23 protein-coding genes are annotated in these 22,840 nt (G+C 67.8%); 5 read left to right on the top strand and 18 right to left on the bottom strand.

All coding sequences use genetic code 11. From position 1 onward, the window contains the following. Positions 1-3: 3 nt before the first annotated feature. Positions 4-891: a LysR family transcriptional regulator gene (locus VARPA_RS04135; RefSeq protein WP_013539292.1), complete on the top strand. Its 888-nt coding sequence runs from the start codon at positions 4-6 to the stop codon at positions 889-891. Between the two features lie 12 nt (positions 892-903). Here VARPA_RS04135 and VARPA_RS04130 read toward each other — a convergent pair whose 3' ends face one another. From VARPA_RS04130 to VARPA_RS04045, 18 genes are read right to left on the bottom strand one after another with little or no spacing between them, the layout of a single operon-like run. Continuing rightward, positions 904-1,767: an isocitrate lyase/PEP mutase family protein gene (locus tag VARPA_RS04130; RefSeq protein WP_013539291.1), complete on the bottom strand. Its 864-nt coding sequence runs from the start codon at positions 1,765-1,767 to the stop codon at positions 904-906. Beyond that, positions 1,764-3,179 carry an FAD-dependent oxidoreductase gene (locus tag VARPA_RS04125; RefSeq protein WP_013539290.1) on the bottom strand — a complete coding sequence of 472 codons (1,416 nt, stop codon included), beginning with the start codon at positions 3,177-3,179 and terminating at the stop codon, positions 1,764-1,766. The genes VARPA_RS04130 and VARPA_RS04125 overlap by 4 nt, the downstream gene beginning before the upstream one ends. Continuing rightward, entirely contained in the window at positions 3,176-3,790 is a 615-nt protein-coding gene (locus VARPA_RS04120; protein ID WP_013539289.1) for a cysteine hydrolase family protein, read from the bottom strand. Before VARPA_RS04120 ends, VARPA_RS04125 begins: the two co-directional genes overlap by 4 nt. Next, a complete protein-coding gene (locus VARPA_RS04115; protein WP_013539288.1) occupies positions 3,787-5,841 on the bottom strand; it encodes a hydantoinase/oxoprolinase family protein in 2,055 nt (684 codons plus the stop codon). Before VARPA_RS04115 ends, VARPA_RS04120 begins: the two co-directional genes overlap by 4 nt. After that, the gene (locus VARPA_RS04110) at positions 5,838-7,550 is read right to left on the bottom strand and encodes a hydantoinase B/oxoprolinase family protein (protein WP_013539287.1); all 1,713 of its coding nucleotides are present in this window, start codon (positions 7,548-7,550) and stop codon (positions 5,838-5,840) included. Before VARPA_RS04110 ends, VARPA_RS04115 begins: the two co-directional genes overlap by 4 nt. Further along, positions 7,543-8,061, bottom strand: a complete 519-nt coding sequence (locus VARPA_RS04105; protein WP_013539286.1) for a 3-isopropylmalate dehydratase small subunit — start codon at positions 8,059-8,061, stop codon at positions 7,543-7,545. Before VARPA_RS04105 ends, VARPA_RS04110 begins: the two co-directional genes overlap by 8 nt. Beyond that, positions 8,058-9,344, bottom strand: a complete 1,287-nt coding sequence (locus tag VARPA_RS04100; protein ID WP_013539285.1) for a 3-isopropylmalate dehydratase large subunit — start codon at positions 9,342-9,344, stop codon at positions 8,058-8,060. Before VARPA_RS04100 ends, VARPA_RS04105 begins: the two co-directional genes overlap by 4 nt. Next, positions 9,341-10,297, bottom strand: coding sequence for a tripartite tricarboxylate transporter substrate binding protein (locus VARPA_RS04095; protein ID WP_013539284.1), 957 nt, complete (start codon positions 10,295-10,297; stop codon positions 9,341-9,343). Before VARPA_RS04095 ends, VARPA_RS04100 begins: the two co-directional genes overlap by 4 nt. Positions 10,298-10,350: 53 nt before the next feature. Continuing rightward, entirely contained in the window at positions 10,351-11,061 is a 711-nt protein-coding gene (locus VARPA_RS04090) for an ABC transporter ATP-binding protein (RefSeq protein ID WP_013539283.1), read from the bottom strand. Further along, a complete protein-coding gene (locus tag VARPA_RS04085) occupies positions 11,058-11,819 on the bottom strand; it encodes an ABC transporter ATP-binding protein (RefSeq protein WP_013539282.1) in 762 nt (253 codons plus the stop codon). Before VARPA_RS04085 ends, VARPA_RS04090 begins: the two co-directional genes overlap by 4 nt. After that, positions 11,812-12,792: a branched-chain amino acid ABC transporter permease gene (locus tag VARPA_RS04080; RefSeq protein ID WP_013539281.1), complete on the bottom strand. Its 981-nt coding sequence runs from the start codon at positions 12,790-12,792 to the stop codon at positions 11,812-11,814. Before VARPA_RS04080 ends, VARPA_RS04085 begins: the two co-directional genes overlap by 8 nt. Further along, the gene (locus VARPA_RS04075) at positions 12,789-13,661 is read right to left on the bottom strand and encodes a branched-chain amino acid ABC transporter permease (RefSeq protein WP_013539280.1); all 873 of its coding nucleotides are present in this window, start codon (positions 13,659-13,661) and stop codon (positions 12,789-12,791) included. Before VARPA_RS04075 ends, VARPA_RS04080 begins: the two co-directional genes overlap by 4 nt. A gap of 13 nt (positions 13,662-13,674) precedes the next feature. Next, positions 13,675-14,880: an ABC transporter substrate-binding protein gene (locus tag VARPA_RS04070; protein WP_013539279.1), complete on the bottom strand. Its 1,206-nt coding sequence runs from the start codon at positions 14,878-14,880 to the stop codon at positions 13,675-13,677. 21 nt (positions 14,881-14,901) lie between these two features. Then, a complete protein-coding gene (locus VARPA_RS04065) occupies positions 14,902-15,684 on the bottom strand; it encodes a GntR family transcriptional regulator (RefSeq protein ID WP_013539278.1) in 783 nt (260 codons plus the stop codon). A 53-nt stretch (positions 15,685-15,737) separates the two neighbouring features. After that, positions 15,738-16,571, bottom strand: a complete 834-nt coding sequence (locus VARPA_RS04060; RefSeq protein ID WP_013539277.1) for an AraC family transcriptional regulator — start codon at positions 16,569-16,571, stop codon at positions 15,738-15,740. 20 nt (positions 16,572-16,591) lie between these two features. Then, the gene (locus VARPA_RS04055) at positions 16,592-17,440 is read right to left on the bottom strand and encodes a fumarylacetoacetate hydrolase family protein (protein WP_013539276.1); all 849 of its coding nucleotides are present in this window, start codon (positions 17,438-17,440) and stop codon (positions 16,592-16,594) included. Positions 17,441-17,465: 25 nt separating this feature from the next. Beyond that, the gene (locus tag VARPA_RS04050) at positions 17,466-18,212 is read right to left on the bottom strand and encodes an SDR family NAD(P)-dependent oxidoreductase (protein ID WP_013539275.1); all 747 of its coding nucleotides are present in this window, start codon (positions 18,210-18,212) and stop codon (positions 17,466-17,468) included. Beyond that, positions 18,209-18,943, bottom strand: coding sequence for an SDR family oxidoreductase (locus VARPA_RS04045; RefSeq protein ID WP_013539274.1), 735 nt, complete (start codon positions 18,941-18,943; stop codon positions 18,209-18,211). The genes VARPA_RS04050 and VARPA_RS04045 overlap by 4 nt, the downstream gene beginning before the upstream one ends. A gap of 125 nt (positions 18,944-19,068) precedes the next feature. Here VARPA_RS04045 and VARPA_RS04040 point away from each other — a divergent pair, with 125 nt between their 5' ends. From VARPA_RS04040 to VARPA_RS04025, 4 genes are read left to right on the top strand one after another with little or no spacing between them, the layout of a single operon-like run. After that, positions 19,069-19,776, top strand: coding sequence for a FadR/GntR family transcriptional regulator (locus tag VARPA_RS04040; RefSeq protein ID WP_013539273.1), 708 nt, complete (start codon positions 19,069-19,071; stop codon positions 19,774-19,776). A gap of 46 nt (positions 19,777-19,822) precedes the next feature. Continuing rightward, positions 19,823-20,833: a sialic acid TRAP transporter substrate-binding protein SiaP gene (locus VARPA_RS04035; protein ID WP_013539272.1), complete on the top strand. Its 1,011-nt coding sequence runs from the start codon at positions 19,823-19,825 to the stop codon at positions 20,831-20,833. A gap of 15 nt (positions 20,834-20,848) precedes the next feature. Continuing rightward, complete coding sequence (locus VARPA_RS04030) at positions 20,849-21,409, top strand: TRAP transporter small permease (protein ID WP_013539271.1); 561 nt, start codon at positions 20,849-20,851, stop codon at positions 21,407-21,409. A 32-nt stretch (positions 21,410-21,441) separates the two neighbouring features. Further along, positions 21,442-22,839: a TRAP transporter large permease gene (locus tag VARPA_RS04025; protein ID WP_013539270.1), complete on the top strand. Its 1,398-nt coding sequence runs from the start codon at positions 21,442-21,444 to the stop codon at positions 22,837-22,839. Position 22,840: the final 1 nt, after the last annotated feature.

The raw sequence follows: 22,840 nt of genomic DNA, 5'->3' as shown, positions 1-22,840 counted from the left end.
ACCATGTCCAACCGTCTCGAAGCCCTGCGCGTGTTCTTCACCGCCGCCGATGCCGCCAACTTCCGCGAGGCGGCCGTGCGCCTATCGGTCTCGCCGCAGGTCGTGACGCGCGCGGTGCGCGAGCTCGAAGAAGAACTGGGCGAGCCGCTCTTTCACCGCAGCACGCGCGGCGTGCAGCTCACCGACTTCGGCCGGCAGCTCGCGCAGCGCGCGCGCGCCGCGGTGGGCGGTGTCGACGCGCTGTTCCACCGCACCGACCGGCGCGCGCTGTCGCAGCACGCCGGCACGGTGCGCGTGACCGCGCCCAACGTGTTCGGCCGCCGGCTGATTCCGCAGGTGCTGGCGCCGATGCTGGCCGAACATCCCGGCCTGGTGCTCGACCTGAGGCTGTCGGAGACCCATGCCGACGTGGTCGACGAGCAGATCGACATCGGTGTGCGCGCGGGTCCGATCCGCGATGCCCGCTTCGTCGCGCGCACCGTCGGCAAGATGCGTCTCTATGTGGTGGCAACGCCGGCGCTGATCGAGCGCACGGGCATTCCGAAAAGCCTCGATGCGCTGCCCGGCTTTCCGCTCACCGCGCTGATGGACCGCAGCTCGGGCCGCCCGTGGTCGTGGTTCTTCAGCAAGGGGCGGCAGATGCCGGTCGCCGCGCCGGCCTTCGTCACCGACGACGTCGATGCCGAGTGCGCCGCGGTGCGCGCGGGCCTGGGCTTCGGCCAGCTCGTGGGCCCGCTGGCCGAGCCGCTGCTGCAATCGGGCGAGCTGGTGGCGGTGCTCGAGGCCGAGGCGCCCGAGCCCTGGCCTATCCATGTCTACCGTTCGCAGCGCGCGCCGGTTCCGGCGCGGGTGCGGCTGGTGTACGACGAACTGATCCGCGCGTTGCGCTGATGAGGCAGATGCCTACTCGTACTTGCGGCCTTCGCGCATCAGCTCGGGCGTGCCGATCACTTCGTTGAGCGCTTCGAAGTCCAGCATCTGCCCGCGCCACGGCTGCGTGGTGCGGTGCTTGTGCAAGCTCGCGTAGTAGCCCTGCAGCGTGTGCACCACCGCGCGCGCCGTGCCGCCCGGAAAGATCGCGATGCGAAAGCCGTGCTTCTGCAGCGCATCCGCATCCTGGATCGGCGTCTTGCCGCCTTCGACCATGTTCGCCAGCAGCGGCACGCGGTCGCCGAAGCGCCGGCAAGCCGCGTCCATCTGCTCGGGCGAGCGCAGCGCCTCGATGAAGAGCGCGTCCACGCCGCAGGCGAGGTACGCCTCGGCGCGGTCGAGCGCCGCGTCGAGCCCTTCGACCGCCACGGCATCGGTGCGCGCGAGGATCAGCGTGTCGCTCGATGCACGTGCGTCCAGCGCGGCCCTGAGCTTGCCGACCATCTCGCGCTCGGGCACCACGGCCTTGCCGTCGAGGTGGCCGCAGCGCTTGGGAAAGGTCTGGTCCTCGATCTGCACCATCGCCGCGCCCGCGCGCTCGAAACCGCGCACGGTGCGCTGGGTGTTGAGCGCGTTGCCGAAGCCGGTGTCGGCATCGACGATCACCGGCAGGCTCACCCGCTCCGTAATGCGCGCGAGCGTGTCGGCCACCTCGGTGAAGGTGGTGAGTCCGATGTCGGAGCGGCCCAGCCGCGTGTAGGCGATCGAGGCGCCCGAGAGGTACAGCGCCTCGAAGCCGGCCTGCTCGGCCACCAGGGCGCTGAGCGCGTCGTACACGCCCGGCGCAAGCACGATGTCGTTGCGTGCGAGCCGGGTCTTGAAGGAAGGTTTCGTCATGGGGACGCTTTCGTCGAATGGATCAATGCGGCAGCGGTGCGTGCCGCGATGTAGCCGCCGGCCACGGCGCTCAGCAGGCCGTTGCCGGAGAGATAGCCCCACACCGCGTCGCCTGACACGCCTCCCGCCGCGCCGCCGGCGGCGAGCAGGTTGGCGAAGGGCGTGCCGTCGTCGCGCAGCACGCGCATGTCGGGCGCGGTGTCGAGGCCGCCTTGGGTGTGGAAGAGCGCGCCGGTGACTTTCACGGCGAAGTACGGGGCGTCGATTGCGCGTGCGAAGACGCGGCCATCGGGAAGCGGCGCGCCGCCGCGCATCGCATCGAGCGTGGCCTGCAGAACCGCTTGCTCACAGCCGATGCAGTCGGCCAGCGCGGCCACCGATTCGCAGCGCCGCAAGGCGCCCGCCGCTTCGGCATCGCAGAAATCGGGAAAGCCCCGCGCCAACGCGAGCAGCGGCGCATCGAACACATTCCATGCAATGCCGCCCGGCTGCGCGAGCACATGCACCGCGGCTTCAGAGTAACCCTCGGTCTCGTCATGAAAGCGCCGGCCTTCGCGGTTGATCTGCACCCCGCCTTCCATCATCACGGCCCACGACATCAGCGCTCCTTGCGGCGTGACCCACGAGCCGTGGCCCTGGTAGCCGCTGAGGTCGCGCAGCCGCGCACCCAGCGACTCGCCCCAGAGGATCGCGCTGCCGTCGTTGCCGGTGTGGCCGCCGAAGGTGGCCTCGGCCATCTCGGGCAGCAGCGTGCGCACCATCTGCGCGTTGCCGCCGAAGCCGTTGCACGCGAGCAGCAGCGCGTCGCAGGCCAGGGTCTCGCGGCTGCCGTCGGGCCGGGTGTAGTCGATGCCGATCACGCGGTCCTCGGCATCGAGCACCAGCGTGTCGACCAGCGCCTGCGTCAGCACCGGAATGCCCGCGGCCTCGACGGCCGATTGCAGCGCGGCCATCAGCGACGCCCCGGTCTTCTGCGGCAGCGCGTGCATGCGATGCACGCTGTGCCCCGGATAGAGAAAGCCGTCGAGCAGCATCCACTGCAGCCCATGCCGCTCCTGCAGCGCGTCGAGCGCCGGGCCGATGGAGCCCGCGTAGGCCTCGACCAGCGCAGGCGCCGCGCGCCCGTGCGCCTTGGCCTGGATATCGGCGGCGAAGCACTCGGCGCTGTCGTCTTGCACGCCGTGCGCGCGCTGCGTGCGGGTGCCTGGCGCGGGAATGAAGCCGGAGGACAGCGCGGTCGAGCCGCTTGGCAGCGCATCGCGCTCCAGCACTACGCACTCCACGCCCGCATCCGCCAGCATCAGCGCGGCCGTGAGCCCGCAGGCGCCGCCGCCGACGATGGCGACCGGCACGTGCACATCGGCCTCGACCCGTGCCGTGCGGCGGATGAGGCGCGAGGGGCTGCCAGTCATGCGAGCGATGCAGTGAAGGCTGCGCAGTCCGTCACCTCGGCCACGTTGCGCATGTCGGCCAGCGAGGTCTGGTGGCGCTCTTCGCCAAAGGCCGCGCAGCCGTCGGCGAGCACCAGCGTGCGGTAGTCGCGCATGTGTGCATCGCGCACCGTGCTCGCGACGCCACCGTTGGTGACGATGCCGCAGACCGCGACCGTGTCGATGCCCGCGCGGCGCAGCACCCAATCGAGCTGCGTGTTGAAGAAGGCTGAATACGCGACCTTGCTCACCGTCACGTCGACAAGCCCGGTCAGCGCATCGACGTTCGCCTGGCCCCAACTGCCGGGTGCGAAGTCGCCCTTCTTCAGGTATGGGCGCAGCGCCTTCAGATGCGGCGACACCATCGGTTCGCCGGCCGCATCGGGCCACAGCGTGAACTGGCTCGCGACCACGAAACCGCCCGCCGCCTTGAGCACGCGCGCCACCTCGGCCACGCGCGCCGGCAGCAGCAGCGCCAGCGGGTTGGTGTCGCCGCCGCGCGCATAGGCACCGTTCGCATCGAGAAAGTCGTTCTGCAGGTCGATGATGACCAGCGCCGTCTTCGCCGCAACGGGCTTCGTCGCTTCGCTCATGACAGCCTCACCAGCAGATTGCCGTGCGCATCGACTTCGGCATGGAAACCGGGTTCGAGCCACACAGTTGTATCGGCCTGTTCCAGGATCGCGGGCCCTTCGATGCGCGCAGCCACCGGCAGTTCGAGCCGCGCATAGCGCACGGCCTCGTGCCACTGGCCCTGGTGAAACACGCGCTGCGTGCCCAGTGGCGCGGTGCTGCCCTCTCCTTCGGGCGCAAGCACCTTCAGGTCGAACTTGGGCCGCACGCCGATGCGCGCGTAGCGCAGGTTCATCACGCGGATCGGAATGCCTTCGAGCACGCGACCGAAGGCGGCGGTATAGCTGGCTTCGAAAGCAGCGCGGATCGATGCGGCCGTGAGCGGCGCCTTGCCCGCATCGGCGAGCACCACGGGCAGCGTGTGCGTCTGGCCGGCGTAGAGCATGTCGAGCGCGATGACTTCGCGCACTTCGTCGAAGCGCACGCCCGAGGAGTCGAGGCGCTGCTGGCAACTGGCCGCCAGTTCGTCGATGCGGCGCTGCACGTCGGCCACGTCGAGTTCGGCCAGCGGCTTGTTGAGCGTCTGCACCGCGTCGTGGCGCATGTCGGCGATCACGCAGCCGAGGGCCGAGGTGACGCCGGGGTAGCGTGGCACGATGCCCGTGGCGACGCCGACCTCGCGCATCATTGCGCACACATGCAGCGCGCCGCCACCGCCGAAAGGCATGTAGGCGAAGCGGCGCGGATCGTGGCCGCGTTCGATGGAAACGAGGCGGATCGCACCCGCCATGCGCGCATTGGCCACCGTGAGAATCGCCTCGGCCGCAGCATGCACATCGAGGCCCAGTGGGCGTGCAACGTGTTCCTCGATGGCCTGGCGCGACTTCTCCGCATCGAGCGCCGCGAGCAAGCCGCCGCCGAGCGGACGATCCGCCGCGATGCGCCCCAGCAGCACGTTCGCATCGGTCACTGTCGGCCGCATGTTGCCGCGTCCGTAGCACGCCGGCCCCGGCACGCTGCCGGCCGACTCCGGGCCGACCTGCAGCATGCCGCTCGCATCGACCGATGCGATGGAGCCGCCGCCCGCGCCGATGGTCTCGATCTGGATCATCGGCGAGCGGATCACCATGCCGAACTCGATGGCGGTCTGCGCGGCCAGTGCGGCCTCGCCGTTCGCCACCAGCGACACGTCGAACGACGTGCCGCCCATGTCACCGGTGATCGCGTTCGGAAAGCCCGCTGCGCGCGCGATGGCTGCGCAGGCGATCACGCCGGCCGCCGGGCCCGAGAGCGCCGTGCGCACCGGCAGGTCGCTCGCGGTCTGGCGCGACATCACGCCGCCGTTGCTCTGCACCACCAGCAGTTCGCCCGCGAAGCCCTGGCCGCGCAGGTCGGATTCGAGCCGGCCGAGGTAGCTGCCCACCACCGGCTGCAGCGCGGCGTTGAGCGTGGCGGTCGAGCAGCGCTCGAACTCGCGGATCTCGGGCAGCACTTCGCTCGCCGAGGTGACGTGCGGGTTGGGCCAGAGCTCGCGCACCGCCGCGACGGCAAGGCGCTCGTTCTCGTGGTTCGCGTAGGTATTGATGAAGAACACGCACACGGCCTCGCAGCCCGCTTCGAGCAGCGAGCGCGCTTCGGCGCGCACCTGCTCCAGGTCGACCGCGGTGTGCAGCGTGCCGTCGGCCAGCACGCGCTCGTCCACCTCGCGGCGCAGGTCGCGCGGCACCACGGGCGTGAAGCTGCCGCGCAGGCCCCAGGTCTCCGGGCGGTCGCGGCGGCGCATCTCCAGCACGTCCCGAAAACCGCGCGTGGTGATGATGCCGGTGCGTGCCACCTTGCGTTCGAGCAGTGCGTTGGTGCCGACCGTGGTGCCATGCACGATGGTGGAAATGTCAGCGGCCGAATCGGCCACGCGCGCCACGCCGTTCATGAAGCCGCGCGCTTCCTCGCCGCGCGTGGAAGGCACCTTGACGATGCGCGCCGTGCCGTTCGCTTCGTCGAGCACGAAGAGGTCGGTGAAGGTGCCGCCGACATCGACGCCGACGACAAGGGATTTACCGGAGGAAGTCATTCGGACGCTTTCTTCTTGCTGCTGTCGGTCGTCACATAGCCCATTGCGGTGTCGGCTTCGCGCTGCGGTGCGGGCCGCTCTGCCGCGTTGCCCCAGCCGCCGCCGCCGGGCGTTTCGAGCCGCACGCGTTCGCCGCACGTCAACTGGATGCCGCGCATCTTCGACACCATGGGTGGCGTGTGCCACGTGCCTTCGTTCTCGTAGCTGAACCTGTTGACCGCGCCTTCGCCCCCACCGGCAATGCCCTTGGGCGGCGAGGTGCCGCGCTCGCCGAAGACGAACACCTCGGCGTCCTTCTCCAGCAGTTCGATTTCATACACGGCGCCGAGGCCGCCGCGGTGCCGGCCGTCGCCGCCCGAATCGGCGCGCAACGACCATTCGGTGAAGCGCACCGGGTACGCGGCTTCGAGGATCTCGAGCGGCGGAATCGTCGCGGTCGAGATCGGCGCGTTGCCGTGCGAGAGCCCGTCGCCGCCCGAGTGACCGCCATGGCCGCCGCCGAAGAAGCTGAACATCACCCAGCGCTGGCCTTCGCGGCCCTTGTCGCTGCGGTGGCCCGCGATCGACAGCGCGTTGATCGTGCCGTAGGCCTGCGCCACCGCGCGCGTCGGGTCGGCCTGCGCGGCCGCGCTGAAGATCACGTCGATCATGCGCAGGATCGTCTCGGTGTAGCCACCGACCGGGCGCGGGCGCTCGCAGCTGATCACCAGCTTGTCGGGAATGTTGAAGTCCACGGCGTCGAGCACGCCGGCATTGGCCGGCACATCGGGGAACAGGTGCTTGAGCGCGACGTAGCAGGCCGCCACCGCAGTGGCGCGAGAGATGTTCACAGGCCCCGCGCATTGCGGCGAGGTGCGCGAAAAATCGAGCAGCAACCGGTCGCCCGCCACCGTCATGTCGAGCGCGATGGTCAGCGGCTCGTTCGTGATGCCGTCGTTGTCCAGCACGTCCTCGAAGCTGTAGCGTCCGTCGGGCAGCGACGCGATGTGCGAGCGCATGAGGCGCAGCGCGCGGCCGCGCAGTTCGCCCAGCGCGTTCAGCACCAGGTCGTCGCCATATTCGTCGAGCAGGCCGTTCAGGCGCTTCTCGCCGAGCTCCAGCGCCGCGAGCTGGCCGTTCAGGTCGCCCCAGAGGCTGTCGGGCAGGCGCGTGTTGGCCTGCAGGATGGCGAGCACGTCCGCATCGAGCACGCCATCGCGCACGATGCGCACCGGCGGAATCTGCACCGCCTCCTGCCAGCACTCGGTGGCGGCCGGGTTGTAGTTTCCGGGCACCGCGCCGCCCACGTCGTGCCAGTGCGCGGCCGAGGCCATGTAGCAATAGAGCTTGCCGTTGCGAAAGAAGGGCTTGACCAGCTTGAAGTCGTTGGCGTGCGTGCCGCCGTCGTAGGCATCGTTGCTGATCCAGATGTCGCCGTCCTTCATGCCGCCGCGCGGCTCGGCCGCCTTGGCGGTGGCGCGCACCGCGAAGGCCATGGCGCCGACGAACACCGGCAGGCCCGATTTGCCCTGCACCAGCGTGTCGCCGCTCACCGCGTCGTACAGGCCGTGGCAGGCGTCGTGCGCCTCGGCAATGATCGGGTTGAACGCACTGCGGTAGAGCGTCGCGTCCATCTCGTCGGCCACCTGTTCGAGGCGGCCGCGCAGCACGGCGAGCGTGACGGGGTCGATCGCTGTCGCGGTCGCTGCGAAAGAAGAGGGGTCAGACATTGCTTGCTTTCTGGGAGGCCGGGGAGCCGCCACGCTGGCGTAACTGGTTCATCAATCCGCCGGCGCGGACCATGTCCATGAGGAATCCGGGCACGGGCTCGCAGGCCAGCCGCGCACCGCGAGGCGAGACGACGGCGGGCACCGTGGTGTCGAGGGCGATGCGGTCGCCCTCGTTCAGCGTCCCGGCCTCGGCGCAGGTCAGAAGCAGGAGGCCGAGATTGAAGGCGTTGCGGAAGTACAGGCCGCTGTACGAAGGCGCGATCACCGCCGCCACGCCGAGTTGCACGAGCACGGCCGCGGCCTGTTCGCGCGAGGAGCCGATGCCGAAGTTCGGGCCGGCCACGATCACGTCGCCCGGTTGAACTTCGCTCGCGAACTCGGGGTGGATGGCTTCGAGGCAGTGCCTGGCGATGATGTCGATGCCATGCTTCATCGCGTGGCCTGGCGCGAGCGCGTCGGTGTCGATGTCGGCGCCCAAGCGCCACACCCGGTGCAAGGTCTGCCCGTTCATGCGAGCACCTCGCGCGGATCGGTCACGCAGCCGCGCAATGCAGTCGCCGCCACCGTGTAGGGCGAACCCAGGTAGACCTGTGCGGTCGGCGAGCCCATGCGGCCCTTGAAGTTGCGCGCGGTGGTCGAGATGACGGTGACGTCGTCGCCCATCGGATCGCCATAACCGGAGCAGGCGCCGCACGCGGTCGGGAAGAGTTCGGCACCGGCGTCCATCAGCACCTGCAGCACGCCCTCTTCGCGCGCCGCTTCCTGGTCGCGGATGCTGGCGGGTGCCACGATGAGGCGGATGCCACTCGCCACCTTGTGGCCGCGCAGCACCTGCGCGGCCGCGCGCAGGTCGTCGAGCTTGGCGCCGGTGCAGGCGCCGATGTAGGCCACGTCGACCGGCGTGCCCACGTAGCGGCTCACGCCGTGCGCGTTGGCCGGGCTGTGCGGCGCGGCGACATATGGTTCGAGCGTCGAGGCATCGAAGCGATGGTCCGTGAGTTCCGCGCCTTCGTCGGTGAACCAGGGCGCCATGTCGACGGGCGGCGCACCAGCGCCCGCCAGGAACTCGGCGGTGGTCGCGTCGGGTGCGATCAGCCCGGCCTGCGCGCCCAGCTCGGCGCTCATGTTCGAGAGCGTCATGCGCTCCTGCATCGACAGCGCCGCGACCGCCGGCCCCGCGAACTCGACCGCCTGGTAGCGCCCGCCGTTCATGCCGAAGCGGCCGATCATGTGCAGCATCATGTCCTTGGCGGTCACACCCGCGGGCAGCGCGCCGTCCCACCACATGCGGATGGTCTCGGGAACGCGCAGCCAGATCTCGCCGGTGACCATCACGCCCAGCATCTCGGTGCTGCCGATGCCGAACATGTAGGCGCCGAACGCACCGCCCGTGGGCGAGTGCGAATCGCCGCCCACGCACAGCATCCCGGGGCGGATGTGGCCGTGCTGCGGCACCACCACGTGGCAGATGCCCTGGCTGTCGTACACATGCGGCAATTGCTGGTCGCGCGCCCAGTCGCGCGCGATGCGCACGATGCGGCGCGAATCGTCGTCGCGCTCGGGCACGTAATGGTCCATGACCAGCACCACACGCGAGCGGTCCCAGATCTGCGCGCCGAGTTCCTCGAGCATGGGCTTCAGGCGCCGCGGCCCCGAGGAGTCGTGGAACATCGCCATGTCGACGCCGCAGGTCACGATCTCGCCCACCGACACCCGCTCGCGTCCGCTCGCGCGTGCGATGAGCTTCTGCGCCAGCGTCTGCGCCGGCGCGCGGGTTGGAGCCATCGATGTCATTCGGGCTTGGCTCCCGAGAACTTGACGACCTTGGCCCATCGCGTGATCTCGCTCTGCACGAAGGCGGAGAACTGCTCGGTCGAATTGCCGACCGGAATCGCGCCTTCTGTCTCCAGGCGCTGGCGCATGTCGGCCTGCTGCAGCGCGTGGCGCGCGGCATCGCCGATCTGTTTCACACGGTCCGCGGGCATGTGCGCGGGTCCGAAGAGGCCGAACCATGCGCTCGATTCGTAACCCGGCAGCGCCTCGGCAATCGCCGGCACGTTGGGGAAAGCCGGCAGCCGCTTGGCCGTGGTCACGCCCAGCGCCTTGAGCTTGCCGGCCTGGATGTGCGCCTTGACGTTGCCCACGGCCGCGAACATCAGCTGCACCTGGCCGGCGAGCACGTCCTGCACGGCGGGCGAAGTGCCCTTGTAGGGAATGTTCACGATGTCCACGCCCGACTGCATCTTGAAGGCCTCGCCCGCCATGTGCAGCGAGGAGCCCACCGCGCCGATCGCGAAGTTCAGCTGCCCCGGCTTGGCCTTGGCGAGCGCGATGAGTTCGCGCACGTCCTTGGCGGGCAGCGACGGGTGCGCCACGAGGATCGAGGGCGAGGTCGCCACGCAGGTGAGCGCGGTGAAATCCTTCACCGGATCGAAGGGCAGCGTCGGGTAGAGCGTGGCATTGATCGCGTGGCTGGTGAAGCTCATCAGGAGCGTGTTGCCGTCGGGCGCGGCCTTGGCCACCGCATCGGCGGCGATGTTGCCGCCCGCGCCAGGCCGGTTCTCGACGATGACCGTGCGGCCGAGTGCCGGGCCCATGCTCACGGCGAGCGAGCGTGCGAGCGTGTCGGTCGAGCCGCCCGCGGGCGCGCCCACGAGGATGCGCACCGGCGCATTGCCGATCTGCGCGAAGGCGCCGCCGGCCCATGCCGCGGCCAGCGACGAGAGGAGGATGTCGCGTCTTTTCATGTGTTGTGTCTCCGGGGGAATCGTGGGTTCTCGCGTGGGGTGGTTCGCGGGGGTCAGAGCCCCAGGTAGGCGCGCCGCAGTTCGTCGCTGCCGAGCAGTTCGCCCGGCAGGCCCGAGAAGCGCACGCTGCCGTTCTCCAGCACATAGGCGCGGTCGGCGATCTCCAGCGACTGGCCCACGTTCTGCTCGACCAGCATCACGGCGAGGCCGCCGTCGCGCAAATTGCGGATCAGAGCGAACATCTCTTCGACCAGCAGCGGTGAAAGGCCGAGCGAGGGCTCGTCGAGGATCAGCAGCACCGGCTCGGCCATGAGGCCGCGCGCGATGGCCAGCATCTGCTGCTCCCCGCCGCTCATCGTGCCGGCGTGCTGCGCCATGCGCTCGCGCAGCCGCGGGAAGATGTGGAACATCTTCTCGACATTGGCCGCGCGCCGTTCGCGGGCGCGGGTGAAGGAGCCGAGCTCCAGGTTCTCCAGCACGCTCAGGTTGGGAAACACCTTGCGGCCTTCGGGCACCTGGATGAGGCCGGCCTTCACCACGTCGCGGTAGTGCGCGCCGCTCAGGTCCTTGCCATCGAAGCGCACCGTGCCGCCCCAGGCGGGACAGAGGCCGCAGACCATCTTGTTGAGCGTGGACTTGCCCGCGCCGTTGCTGCCGAGCAGCGCGACCATCTCGCCCGCGTTCACCTTGAGGTCGACGCCGCGCAGCACCTCGACGCGGCCGTAGCCGCCGCGCAGGCCTTGAATCTCCAGCAACGTGCTCATGCTTGAACTCCCGATGCGGCCTTGCGCAGCCGCGCCGCTGTGCCGTGGCCCAGATAGGCTTCGACGACCCTGTCGTCGGAGGTCACTTGCGCGGGACTGCCTTCGGCAATCAACTGCCCCTGCGCGAGCACCCACACATGCTCGGCGAGGTTCATCACGGCCTGCATCACGTGCTCGATCATCAGCACGGTGACGCCGCTGTCGGCGATGCCGCGCACCACCGGCATCATCTCGGCGATCTCCTGCGGGTTGAGGCCCGCGAGCACTTCGTCGAGCAGCAAGAGGCGCGGCTTCGTGGCGAGCGCGCGCGCCAGTTCGAGGCGCTTGCGGCCGGCCACGGTGAGGTCGGATGCGGGCTTGTCGAGCTGCGGCGCAAGGCCCACGCGCAGCGCGACGGCTTCGGCGTTTCGCAGCGCCTCGGCGCGGCCGCGCACATGCAGGTGCGCGCCGACCGCGATGTTCTCGCGCACCGTCTGCGCGGCGAAGGGCTTCACGATCTGGAAGGTGCGGGTCATGCCGAGCGCGGCATTGCGGTGCGGCTCGCGGCCGGTGATGTCCTCGCCCGCGAAGCGCACGGTGCCGCTATCGGGCTTCAGGAAGCCCGACATCAGCGCGAACAGCGTGGTCTTGCCAGCGCCGTTGGGACCGATCAGCGCGCTCAGGCTGCCTTCGCGCACCGAAAGGCTCACGTTCTGCACGGCTTTGAGGCCGCCGAAGGAGCGCGAGAGGCCATCGATGGCCAGCAAGGCATCAGTCATGGCGGCCTCCCTTCGACTTCCACAGCTGCCGCACCGACAGCCCGATGCCCGCGATGCCGCGCGGCACGAAGATGACGATGAGCACGAGCACCGTGCCGTAGATCACCATGTTGATACCCGGCAGTTCGCCGAAGAGATTGCGCGTGAGGTCCGACAACACATGCAGCACGACCGCGCCGAGCACCGGGCCCCACATCGTTCCCATGCCGCCGACGATGGCCGCGACCAGCGCCTCGATCGACACGGCCGGACCGTAGGCGATGCCCGCGTCGATGTACTGGAACACCTGCACGTAGAACGCGCCCGCCGCTCCCATGAACGCAGCCGACAAGCCGATGGCGCCGAGCTTCACGCGGAACGGGTTGACGCCGACGGCGCGCGCCGCATCTTCGTTGTCGCGCACTGCCTGCAGGTAGGCGCCGAAGCGGCCGTTGCGCAGCCACCAGGTGACCAGCAGCGCCGCGACGACCATCGCGAGCACCACCCACAAGTAACCGGCACGCGAAGAGAACTGCAGGTTGGCCACCGATTCGCGCAGCGGCACCATGAGCCCGACGCCGCCGCCCGTGAAATCGACCGACAGCGCGAGGATGCGGAACACCTCGGCGAAGGCCAGCGTGACCAGCGCGAAGTACGAGCCCTTGAGGCCGTAGCGGAAGGTGAGCGCGCCCATGAAGAGCCCCACCAGTGCCGCGCCGACGATGGCCAGCGGCAGCGCCACCCAGGCGTTGATGCCGCCCTGCAGTTGCGCGATCGCCTGGATGTACGCGCCGGTGCCGAAGAACAGCGCATGCCCGAACGAGAACTGCCCGCCGAAGCCGCCCAGGATGTTCCAGGCCTGTGCGATGAGCGTGGCGTAGAGCGCCATCATCACGAAGTTGAGCGTGACGCCCGACTTGGTGACGAACGGCACGCACGCGACCAGCACCGCGAAGAGCGCGATGCCCGCGAGTTGTTTGGTGCTCCCCTTCATGCCTTGGCCCCGAACATGCCCTGCGGCCTGAAAAGCACGACACCGATGAAGATCGCGAAGATGCCGATCTGCCCGAGCGACTCACCGAGGTAGAGACCACCGAGCGATTCGACGATGCCGACGAGGAAGCCGCCGATCAGCGCGCCCACGAAGCTGCCCATGCCGCCGAGCACGACGATGGTGAAGGCCACCAGCACGAAGCCGCCGCCCACCTGCGGATTGACGTAGTACGCCGGCAGCAGGAAGCACGCGGCAGCGCCCAGGCACGCGAGGCCGATGCCGAAGCTCATCGCATAGACATGGTCCACGTCGATGCCCATGAGCTTGGCGCCCTCCTTCTCCTTGGCGACCGCGCGGATGGCACGGCCGAGGTCGGTGCGGCCCATGATCCAGAACAGGATGCCCGAGACCACGAGCGCGCCCGCGAAGGCCACGAGCTTGGGCACCGCGATCATCGCGGGGCCGATGGCGACGGTGCTCAGCGAATAGGCCGTGTCGATGTTGCGCGTGTCGGACTTGAAGAACAGCAACGCAAGGTTCTCCATGACGATCGCGATGCCGAGCGTGGCGAGCAGGATGTTCTCGTCCTTGCCGTGGCCCGAGCGGTTGATGACCACGCGCTGCAGCGCATAGCCGAGCGCGAACATGCCGAGCACGACGATGGGGAGCGCGAGGTACGGATCGATGCCCAGCTTCTCTTTCAGGAAGTACACCGCGTACAGCGCCAGCATCAGGCTCGCGCCATGTGCGAAGTTGATGATGTGCAGGACGCCGTAGATCAGCGTGAGCCCCAGCGCGATCAGTGCGTACACCGCGCCCGTCGTCAGCCCGTTCAGGACCGACGGGAAAAGAATGCCGAAATCGAACATCCCGCCTTCCGCCTCAGGCCGCGCGCAGCGGGAACACCGGGTCCACTTCGCGGTAGTCGCGCGGGATGATGACCTTGATGTCGTTCTTCACCACCTGCGTCATGAGCGGCTGCGCGCCCTCGTTCTGGCCGTTGACGAACTTCGTCGGGCCGTAGGGCATGAAGTGGTTCGAGAAGGTGCTCTTCTCCAGCGCATCGATGATGGCCGCGCGTTCCGAGGACTTCGCACGCTCCAGCGCATCGGCCAAGAGCCACATCGAGGCGTAGGTCATGAAGACCTCGTAGCTGAAGAACTGGCCCTTGGCCTCCACGCGCTTGCGCAGGTCCTGCGCGCGCTTGTCCTTGGGGTTGAACCAGTGGTTGCAATCGATGATGCCGTTGGCAGCGTTCGGAAATTCCTTCACGAACTTGTAGCTCGATGCCGCGCCGCCCAGCACCGAGAAGATCGCCTTGGGCACCACCTTCTGCTGCTGCATGGTGCGCACCAGGAGCGCGTACTCGTTGTAGTAGTTGGCCGGGATCACGATGTCGGGGTTGATCGACTTCATGCGCAGCACGATGTTGTTGAAGTCGCGCGTGGGGTTGGCGTGCTTCACCACTTCCTTCACCTCGAAGCCGTAGCCCGGCAGTTCGCGCGAGAGCAGCTGCGCGGTGCCGGCGCCGAAGAGCGACTCCTCGTGGATGATCATCACGGTCTTGGCCGGGTTGCCGGCGGCCTTGTTGAGCACCAGCAGGTTGGCCATGGCCACTTCGGTCGACTTCTTGTAGCCCGGGCCGAAGCGGAAGGTGTTCTTCAGGCCGCGCTCCACGATCTGGTCGGCCACGCCCACGTCGACCACATGCGGCAGGTTGTACTTGGCGGCCGCCTGCGTGGTCGCGAGGCAAATGGCCGACGCATACGCGCCCACGATGGCCGAGACACCGGCTTCGTTCATCTTCTCGACCTCGGCGGCTCCGGCCTGCGGCTGCGACTGCGCATCGCCGAGCAGCGCTTCGAGCTTCGCGCCACCGAGCGACTTGATGCCGCCCGCGGCATTGACGTCCTCGATGGCCATCAGCGCACCGAGGCGGCACTGCTGCCCCGAGTAGGCGAGCGCGCCGGTGACCGGATGCAGCACGCCGACCTTGACGGCCTTGGGCTGCGCGCCGGCCACGAGCGGGAAGGCAACGGCAGTCGCCAGGGCGGCGGACTGCGACACGAAACTGCGGCGGTTCTGCATGGTGGGCTTTCCTTTTTCTCTTCAGTTGAACTGGGCTGACACGTCTTTGCTGACCCACACCTTCGCGTCGATGCTGCCCACGCGGGAGAGCTGCATTTCGTAGGTGTAGCGGTCGGGGCGGTAGAAGCCGTGCAGCCACTGCACGGGCCGCTCGTCTTCGTCGTAGATGAGGCGGCGCACCGCGAGCAGGGCCGAGCCGACCGACACGTCGAGGTGCTGCGCAAGCACGTTGTCGGCCAGGCGCGCGGAGATGGTCTGGTGCGCGCGGCCCACCTTCACGCCCGACTCCTCCAGCAGCACGAGGATGGGCTTCTTCGAGAGCTCGCGGCGGCCGAAGCGGCGCGCGATGGTGTCGGGCACGTAGGTGGTGATGTGCGAGAGCGGCCCCTCCTTGGTGGAGCGCACGCGCACCGCCTTCTGCACCGCATCGCCAAGCTGCAGTTGCAGCGCCTCGGCCACCTGGGTGGAGGCGGTGATGGTCGCGACCTCGATCACCTTCACCGAGGTGTGCAGGCCCATGGTGACGAGGTTCTCGAGCAGGCCGCGCAGGTTGGCTCGCTCCAGCTTCTTAGCGCCTGGCTGTTCACCGGCAGCCGGCGGCTGCAACGCGCGCGTGCGCCGGCCGGGGTTGCGTGCGATCAGCCCTTCGGACGAAAGCTGTTCGAGCGCGCGGCGCACCGTGACGCGCGCCACGCCGAACTGCGCCATGAGCGCGAGCTCGCCGGGCAGGCCTTCCGCAAAACGCCCCTCGTGCAGCTGCTCACGCAGGACCAGATAGATCTGGTGGTACTTCGGCAAAGGCATTTGCGACATGCCTTTGATGTTTTTGCAGTTTCAATGTTCTGTCAATGGGACATTTAAAACCGAAGTCCGCGCTGCCAGGCACCGGGGGTGAAGCCGAACTGGCGCGTGAAGATGCGCGTCATGTGGCTCTGGTCGGAGAAGCCGCTTGCCGCGGCGGCTTCTGCGAGATCGGCACCGTGGCGAATCAGGTGGCGCGCGCGTTCGGTGCGCTGCAGCACGAGCCATGCATGCGGCGGCACGCCATACGCCTTCTCGAAACGTCGCAGCACCTGGTAGGTGCTGAGGCCCGTCATCGCCGCGAGTTCGGCGAGCGTGGGCGGAGCGAGCAGTTCATCGGCGAGGCGGTCGCGCACCTGCTGCACGTCGATGGATGCTTCGCGCGAAGGTGCGGCGGTGGAGTGGCTGTCGCGCAGCAGGCCGCAGACTTCGGCCAGCGATTCTTCGCAAGCGAGTGATTCGGCGCGGCGTGCATCGGTTGCAGCAGAGCGCCAATCGTCGAGACGGATGAACAGACGGCGCAGCGTGTCGCCGAGCCTTGCATCCTGAATGACGGGATGCGTCAACGCCACATCGCCAGCCATGTCGCCGTTCATGGCGGCCATCACGTCGACATCGAAATACACCATGCGCCAACGGCGCGACGGCCCGCCGAGCGGCTGGCCGTCATGCACTTCACCGGGGTTGGTGGCGATCAGGTCGCCGGCATACGCATCGACCTTGCCGCGGCCGCTGGCCGAGCGCTGCGCGCCGTGCTCCAGCAGGCCCAATCCGTAGGTGGAATGCCAGTGCCGGCCGTAGTGGCGGGCACTCTCGATCGAGGTGCCGTGCACGCCCTCCCAGGGCGTGCCGAACACCTGCGATCGATGATGGTCCGGCGGCGCTTTCATCCGCCGGATGATCGCAGGGATCAGAGCTTGAAGGGAATCACTTCCTGTCGTTGTTCGCCCAGGCCTTCGATGCCCAGCGTGATCACGTCGCCCTTCTTCAGGAACAGCGGCGGCTTCATGCCCATGCCGACGCCGGGCGGCGTGCCGGTGGTGATCACGTCGCCGGGCATCAGCGTCATGAACTGGCTCACGTAGCTCACGATCTTGGCGACCGTGAAGATCATGGTCTTGGTGCTGCCGTTCTGCACGCGCTTGCCGTTCAGGTCTAGCCACATCGAGAGCTTTTGCGGGTTCTCGATTTCGTCGCGCGTCACCAGCCACGGGCCGAGCGGGCCGAAGGTGTCGCAACCCTTGCCCTTGTCCCAGGTGCCGCCGCGCTCGATCTGGTATTCGCGTTCGCTCACGTCGTTGATGGTGCAGTAGCCAGCCACGTAGTCGAGCGCGCTCTTCTGCGAAACATAACGCGCCTGCGTGCCGATGACCACGCCGAGTTCGACTTCCCAGTCGGTCTTGACCGAGCCCTTGGGCAGCATCACCGGATCGTTCGGACCCTGGATGCAGCTCGTGGCCTTCATGAAGACCACGGGCTCCTTGGGCACCGGCAGGCCCGATTCGGCCGCGTGGTCCGCGTAGTTCAGGCCGATGGCGATGAACTTGCCGACATTGGCGACCGGGCTTCCGAAGCGCGGCTTGCCCTTGACCAGCGGCAGCTTGTCGAGCTTCACCTTGCGCAGCTTGGCGATGGCGGCATCGCCGAGCTGGTCGGGACCGATGTCCTTGACGACGGCGCTCAGGTCGCGCAGCTTGCCGTCGGCGTCGATGAGGCCGGGCTTCTCCTTGCCGGGGTTGCCATAGCGGACGAGTTTCATGCTTTCCTTTCAGTGCATTGAATGATCAATAAGTGGAGCGGCCACCGGAGAGGTCGAAAACCGCACCGGTGGAAAAAGAACAGTCTTCGGTGCAGAGCCAGCCGACCATCGCGGCCACCTCTTCCACGGTGCCGAATCGGCCCATGGGGATTTTCGACAGCATGAACGCGATGTGCTCGGGCGTCATCTGATCGAAGATCGCGGTCTTCACGGCCGCGGGCGTCACGCAGTTCACGCGGATGCCGGTGTCGGCCAGTTCCTTGCCGAGCGACTTGGTGATACCGATGACGGCCGCTTTGCTCGCGCTGTAGGCGCTGGCGTTGGGGTTGCCCTCCTTGCCGGCGACCGAGGCGATGTTGACGATGCGGCCATAGCCCTGCTTGCGCATCTGCCCGACCACCTCGCGGCAGCACAGGAACACGCCGTTGATGTTGACCTCCATCACTTGGCGCCAGTCGTCCACCGGGTAGTCCCACAGCTTGACGTTGGGGCCGGTGATGCCGGCGCTGTTGACCAGCGCGTCGATGCGCCCCGCATGCGCGAGCGTCGCGGCCACGGCCTTGGCGACCGAAGGCTGCTGCGACACGTCGACCTTCAGCGCGAAGGCCTTGTCGCCCAGCGCCTCGGCAGCCTGGTTCGCGGCCGCCTCATCGCGGTCCCACAGCGTGACGCTGCCGCCCGACGCCACCAGCCGCTGCGCGATGCCGAATCCCAGGCCCGTGGCGCCGCCGGTGATGACCGCGTGCCGACCGGTGAAGTCGAGCTGGTTCATATCGTGATGCCGCCGTCGACCGTGAAGAACTGGCCGGTGGCGAAGATCGATTCGTCGCTCGCGAGAAACACGACCACGGGCGCGATTTCTTCCGCCTGCGCGAGCCGGCCCATCGGCTGGCGCGCGATGAAGGCCTTGCGGGCTTCCTCGGGATCGGCGTTGGCATTGATGCGGTCGCCGAGCGATGGCGTATCGACCGTGCCCGGGCACACGGCGTTGCAGCGGATGCCCTTGGTCACGTAGTCGGCGGCCACGCTCTTGGTGAGGCCGAGCACCGCGGCCTTGGTGGTGCCGTAGACAAAACGGTTGGGCAGGCCTTTCATGCTGGAGCACACGCTCGCCATGTTGATGATGCTGCCGCGGCCGGCCTTCAGCATGCCGGGCAGCACGGCCTGGATGGTCCACATCTGCGCGCGCACGTTGAGCGAGAAGGCGAAGGCCAGGTCGTCGTCGCTCGCCTGCTCGATGGTGCCGTTGTGCACCACGCCCGCGCAGTTGAAAAGCACGTCGAGCGCGGGCAGCTTCGCGAACAGCGCGCCGATGGCGGCCTTGTCGAGCACGTCGAGCTTCACGGCCGTGACGTTCGCGACACCGGCATAGCGCTCCAGCAGCTTTTCGTTGACATCGGTGGCCCAGACCTGGGCGCCCTCGGCGGCAAGCGCCATCACGCTGGCATGGCCGATGCCCTGGCCGGCTGCCGTGACGAGCGCGGTCTTTCCCTTCAATCGCATGGTGTCTGTCTCCAATTCGGGTTTGGCCCGATGGGTGACACGGGCGACACATCGTATTCTGAATTGGCCTTACCACTTGTCCAATTCAGGACAACCCTTAAACCCCGTTCGTTCATCCGCTTCTCGTGCCCCTCCAGACCGTCGAACCCCAGCGCCTCTATCGCCAGATCGCCGACCAGCTCCGCGCGCTGATCGCCAAGGGCGAGTTCGCCGTGGGCGCCCGTCTTTCCGCCGAACGCGACCTCGCCAAGCAGCTCGGCGTGAGCCGCCCCTCGGTGCGCGAGGCGCTGATCGCGCTCGAGGTCGAGGGCTGGGTCGAGGTGCGCACCGGCTCCGGCGTGTACGTGCTCGACCGCTCGCACCGGGCCCCGGCACCGGTCGCGCCCACCGAGTGGGGCCCGCTGGAGCTGATACGCGCGCGCCGCGTGATCGAGGGCGAAACGGCCGCCATCGCCGCCGCAGCGGGCAAGCGCAAGGACGTCGATGCGATGTCGCGCGCCATCGAGCTCATGCGCGAGATGGCCGACCGCAACGTGATGCCGCTGGAGGGCGACCGCGCCTTCCACCTGGCGATCGTCAATGCCAGCGGCAACACGGTGCTCGTGGAGACGGTGCAGAACTTCTGGGACTCGCGCAAGGGCCCGATCTTCACGCGGCTGGGCGGCTATTTCGAAAACGTGCCTTCCTGGCGCTCCGCCATCGTCGAACACGAGGCCATCCGCGATGCGGTGGCCGCCCGCGACGCCGAAGGGGCGCGCGCCGCGATGCACGCGCACATGGACAAGTCGCACCAGCGATTCAGCGCGAGCTGGCGACGCGCGAAGCCTTCCTGATTCCTCGCCAGCATTCCTGCCAACTACTACAACGGAGACAAGCCACATGATCAGAGACAGCAAGACCAGCAAACGCACCGCCCTCAAGGCGCTCGCCGCCTGCGCCCTCGCAGCCGGTGTGGTGGGCCTTCCGGGCATCGCCTCGGCGCAGACCAAGCTCAAGTGGGCCCATGTCTACGAGACCTCGGAGCCCTTCCACAAGTACTCGGTGTGGGCGGCGGAGGAGATCAAGAAGCGCACCAACGGCAAGTACGACATCCAGGTGTTCCCGGCCTCCACGCTCGGCAAGGAAGCGGACATCAACCAGGGCCTGACGCTCGGCACGGTCGACATCATCCTGTCGGGCGCGAGCTTCGCGGGGCGCACCTACACGCCGCTGGCGATCTCGTACTTTCCGTTCATCTTCCGCGATGCCGAGCACCAGCTGAAGTACGCCAAGAGCGACGTGTTCAACGAGCTCGCCAAGGGCTACGACGACAAGAGCGGCAACCACATCACCGCGCTCAGCTACTACGGTGCGCGCCACGTGACATCGAGCGCCGCGCGCCCGGTGAGCAAGCCCGAGGACATGAAGGGCCTGAAGATCCGCGTGCCCGACGCGCCGGCCTACCTCGCCTTCCCGAAGGCGCTGGGTGCCAACCCGACGCCCATCGCCTTCGCCGAGGTGTACCTGGCTCTGCAGAACAACACGGTCGATGCGCAGGAGAACCCGCTGCCCACCATCGAGGCCAAGAAGTTCTTCGAGGTGCAGAAGAACATTTCGCTGACCGGCCACATCGTCGATTCGCTGCTCACCATCTGCTCGGGGCAGCTCTGGGGCAAGCTCTCGGCGGACGAGAAGAAGATCTTCACCGACGTGATGCAGGAAGCCGCCGAGAAGACCGGCCGCGAAATCATCGCCTCCGAAGTGCGCCTGGTCGAGGAGTTCAAGAAGAAGGGCAACAACGTGATCACGGTCGACAAGAACGCGTTCCGCGAAGCCGTGCTCAAGGCCACCAAGCCGACGGACCAAGGCTACCGCCAGCAGGACTACGACCGCATCCTGGCGATCAAGTGAACGCGTGATCCAGCCATGAGCGAACCTCAGAAAATCATCGACGACGAAGGCCACTTCCACGCGGAAGACGAGGTGGTCGACCTGTCGGACACCATCGCCGAAGGCTGGATCTCGCTGGCCGTCTTCTGGGTGCTGGGCCTCACGGTCTTCTACCAGTTCGTCACGCGCTACGTGATGAACGACTCGGCCGCCTGGACGGAGGAAGTGGCGCGCTACCTGCTCATCGGCGTCGTCTTCATCGGCGCGGCGGTGGGCGTGGCGAAGAACAACCAGATCCAGGTGGACTTCTTCTACCGCCACATGCCGCGCGCCATGGGCCGCGTGCTCTCGATGGCGGTGGACGTGCTGCGCACCGCCTTCTTCGTGGCGGCCGTGGTCATGACGGTGCAGATGATGATGAAGATCGGCAACCAGACGCGCATGACCCTCGTCGACCTGCCGATGAACGTCGTGTACGCACTGTGCGTGTTCGGCTTCGCAGCGATGGCGTGGCGCTCGCTGCAGGTGCTGCGCATCCACTGGAAGCGCGGCTACAGCGTGCTGGAGCAGCCGGAGTCGACGCTCTCCGACCGCTGACCCCGGCACCGCAACGACCCAAAAAAAGACCCATGCTGAAAATCATCTTCCTGTTCTTCATGGCCGGCGGCATTCCGGTGGCCATCGCCATGGCCGGCGCCTCGCTGGTCTACATCCTGGTGAGCGACAGCACGCTGCCGCCCTTCGTGGTGATCCACCGGATGGTGAGCGGCATCGACAGCTTTCCGCTGCTCGCAGTGCCCTTCTTCATCCTGGCCGGCAACCTGATGAACAACGCGGGCATCACCACCCGCATCTACAACTTCGCGCTCGCGCTGGTGGGCTGGCTCAAGGGCGGCCTCGGCCATGTGAACGTGCTGGGCTCGGTGATCTTCGCGGGCATGAGCGGCACCGCCATCGCCGATGCCGCGGGCCTTGGCACCATCGAGATCAAGGCGATGAAGGAGCACGGCTACTCGACCGAGTTCGCGGTGGGCGTGACGGCCGCGTCGGCGACGCTGGGGCCGATCATTCCGCCGAGCCTCCCCTTCGTGATCTACGGAATGATGGCCAACGTGTCGGTGGGCGCGCTGTTCCTCGCGGGCCTACTGCCCGGCGCGCTGCTGGCCGTTTTGATGATGCTCACGGTGGCCTACTACGCGCACAAGAACAAGTGGGGCGCGGACGTCAAGTTCTCGCGCACCCGGCTCTTCAAGGCGTTGATGGAACTGGCCGTGGTGATCGGCTGGCCGCTGCTGCTGTGGCTGCTGGTGGTCAAGCTGGGCACGCCGCCGCAGCTCACCGTGTTCGCGGGGCTGGCGTCGCTCTTCGTGCTCGACAAGATCTTCAGCTTCGAGGCGCTGCTGCCCATCATGACGCCGGTGCTGCTGATCGGCGGCATGACCACCGGCCTCTTCACGCCCACCGAGGGCGCGATCGCAGCCTGCGTGTGGGCCATGATCCTGGGCTTTGCCTGGTACCGCACGCTCTCGTGGAAGATGTTCGTCAAGGTGTGCCTGGACACCGTCGAGACCACGAGCACGGTGCTCTTCATCGTGGCGGCGGCATCGATCTTCGGCTGGATGCTGACGGCCACCGGCGTCACCACCGACATCGCCGCCTGGGTGCTGGGCTTCACCAAGGAGGCATGGGTCTTCCTGCTGCTGGCCAACCTGCTGATGCTCTTCGTCGGCTGCTTCCTGGAGCCGACCGCGGCCATCACCATCCTCGTGCCGATCCTGCTGCCCATTGCCACGCAGCTGGGCGTGGACCCGATTCACTTCGGTCTCGTGATGGTGCTCAACCTCATGATCGGCCTGTTGCACCCGCCCATGGGCATGGTGCTCTTCGTGCTGGCGCGCGTGGCGGGGCTGAGCTTCGAGCGCACGACGATGGCGATTCTTCCGTGGCTCGTGCCGCTCCTGCTGAGCCTGGGCCTCATCACCTACATGCCCAAGCTCGTGCTCTGGCTGCCCAAGATGTTCTTCTGAC

This window comes from Variovorax paradoxus EPS, from assembly GCF_000184745.1.
Classification (GTDB): Bacteria; Pseudomonadota; Gammaproteobacteria; order Burkholderiales; family Burkholderiaceae_C; genus Variovorax; species Variovorax paradoxus_C.
Note: the sequence above shows the minus strand (reverse complement) of the source record. Positions and strands in the feature narration are given on the sequence as shown.

Coding starts and splice junctions, on each gene's coding strand:
- VARPA_RS04135 (WP_013539292.1), top strand. CDS start 4: ATGTCCAACCGTCTCGAAGCCCTGCGCGTGTTCTTCACCGCCGCCGAT.
- VARPA_RS04130 (WP_013539291.1), bottom strand. CDS start 1,767: ATGACGAAACCTTCCTTCAAGACCCGGCTCGCACGCAACGACATCGTG.
- VARPA_RS04125 (WP_013539290.1), bottom strand. CDS start 3,179: ATGACTGGCAGCCCCTCGCGCCTCATCCGCCGCACGGCACGGGTCGAG.
- VARPA_RS04120 (WP_013539289.1), bottom strand. CDS start 3,790: ATGAGCGAAGCGACGAAGCCCGTTGCGGCGAAGACGGCGCTGGTCATC.
- VARPA_RS04115 (WP_013539288.1), bottom strand. CDS start 5,841: ATGACTTCCTCCGGTAAATCCCTTGTCGTCGGCGTCGATGTCGGCGGC.
- VARPA_RS04110 (WP_013539287.1), bottom strand. CDS start 7,550: ATGTCTGACCCCTCTTCTTTCGCAGCGACCGCGACAGCGATCGACCCC.
- VARPA_RS04105 (WP_013539286.1), bottom strand. CDS start 8,061: ATGAACGGGCAGACCTTGCACCGGGTGTGGCGCTTGGGCGCCGACATC.
- VARPA_RS04100 (WP_013539285.1), bottom strand. CDS start 9,344: ATGACATCGATGGCTCCAACCCGCGCGCCGGCGCAGACGCTGGCGCAG.
- VARPA_RS04095 (WP_013539284.1), bottom strand. CDS start 10,297: ATGAAAAGACGCGACATCCTCCTCTCGTCGCTGGCCGCGGCATGGGCC.
- VARPA_RS04090 (WP_013539283.1), bottom strand. CDS start 11,061: ATGAGCACGTTGCTGGAGATTCAAGGCCTGCGCGGCGGCTACGGCCGC.
- VARPA_RS04085 (WP_013539282.1), bottom strand. CDS start 11,819: ATGACTGATGCCTTGCTGGCCATCGATGGCCTCTCGCGCTCCTTCGGC.
- VARPA_RS04080 (WP_013539281.1), bottom strand. CDS start 12,792: ATGAAGGGGAGCACCAAACAACTCGCGGGCATCGCGCTCTTCGCGGTG.
- VARPA_RS04075 (WP_013539280.1), bottom strand. CDS start 13,661: ATGTTCGATTTCGGCATTCTTTTCCCGTCGGTCCTGAACGGGCTGACG.
- VARPA_RS04070 (WP_013539279.1), bottom strand. CDS start 14,880: ATGCAGAACCGCCGCAGTTTCGTGTCGCAGTCCGCCGCCCTGGCGACT.
- VARPA_RS04065 (WP_013539278.1), bottom strand. CDS start 15,684: ATGCCTTTGCCGAAGTACCACCAGATCTATCTGGTCCTGCGTGAGCAG.
- VARPA_RS04060 (WP_013539277.1), bottom strand. CDS start 16,571: ATGAAAGCGCCGCCGGACCATCATCGATCGCAGGTGTTCGGCACGCCC.
- VARPA_RS04055 (WP_013539276.1), bottom strand. CDS start 17,440: ATGAAACTCGTCCGCTATGGCAACCCCGGCAAGGAGAAGCCCGGCCTC.
- VARPA_RS04050 (WP_013539275.1), bottom strand. CDS start 18,212: ATGAACCAGCTCGACTTCACCGGTCGGCACGCGGTCATCACCGGCGGC.
- VARPA_RS04045 (WP_013539274.1), bottom strand. CDS start 18,943: ATGCGATTGAAGGGAAAGACCGCGCTCGTCACGGCAGCCGGCCAGGGC.
- VARPA_RS04035 (WP_013539272.1), top strand. CDS start 19,823: ATGATCAGAGACAGCAAGACCAGCAAACGCACCGCCCTCAAGGCGCTC.
- VARPA_RS04030 (WP_013539271.1), top strand. CDS start 20,849: ATGAGCGAACCTCAGAAAATCATCGACGACGAAGGCCACTTCCACGCG.
- VARPA_RS04025 (WP_013539270.1), top strand. CDS start 21,442: ATGCTGAAAATCATCTTCCTGTTCTTCATGGCCGGCGGCATTCCGGTG.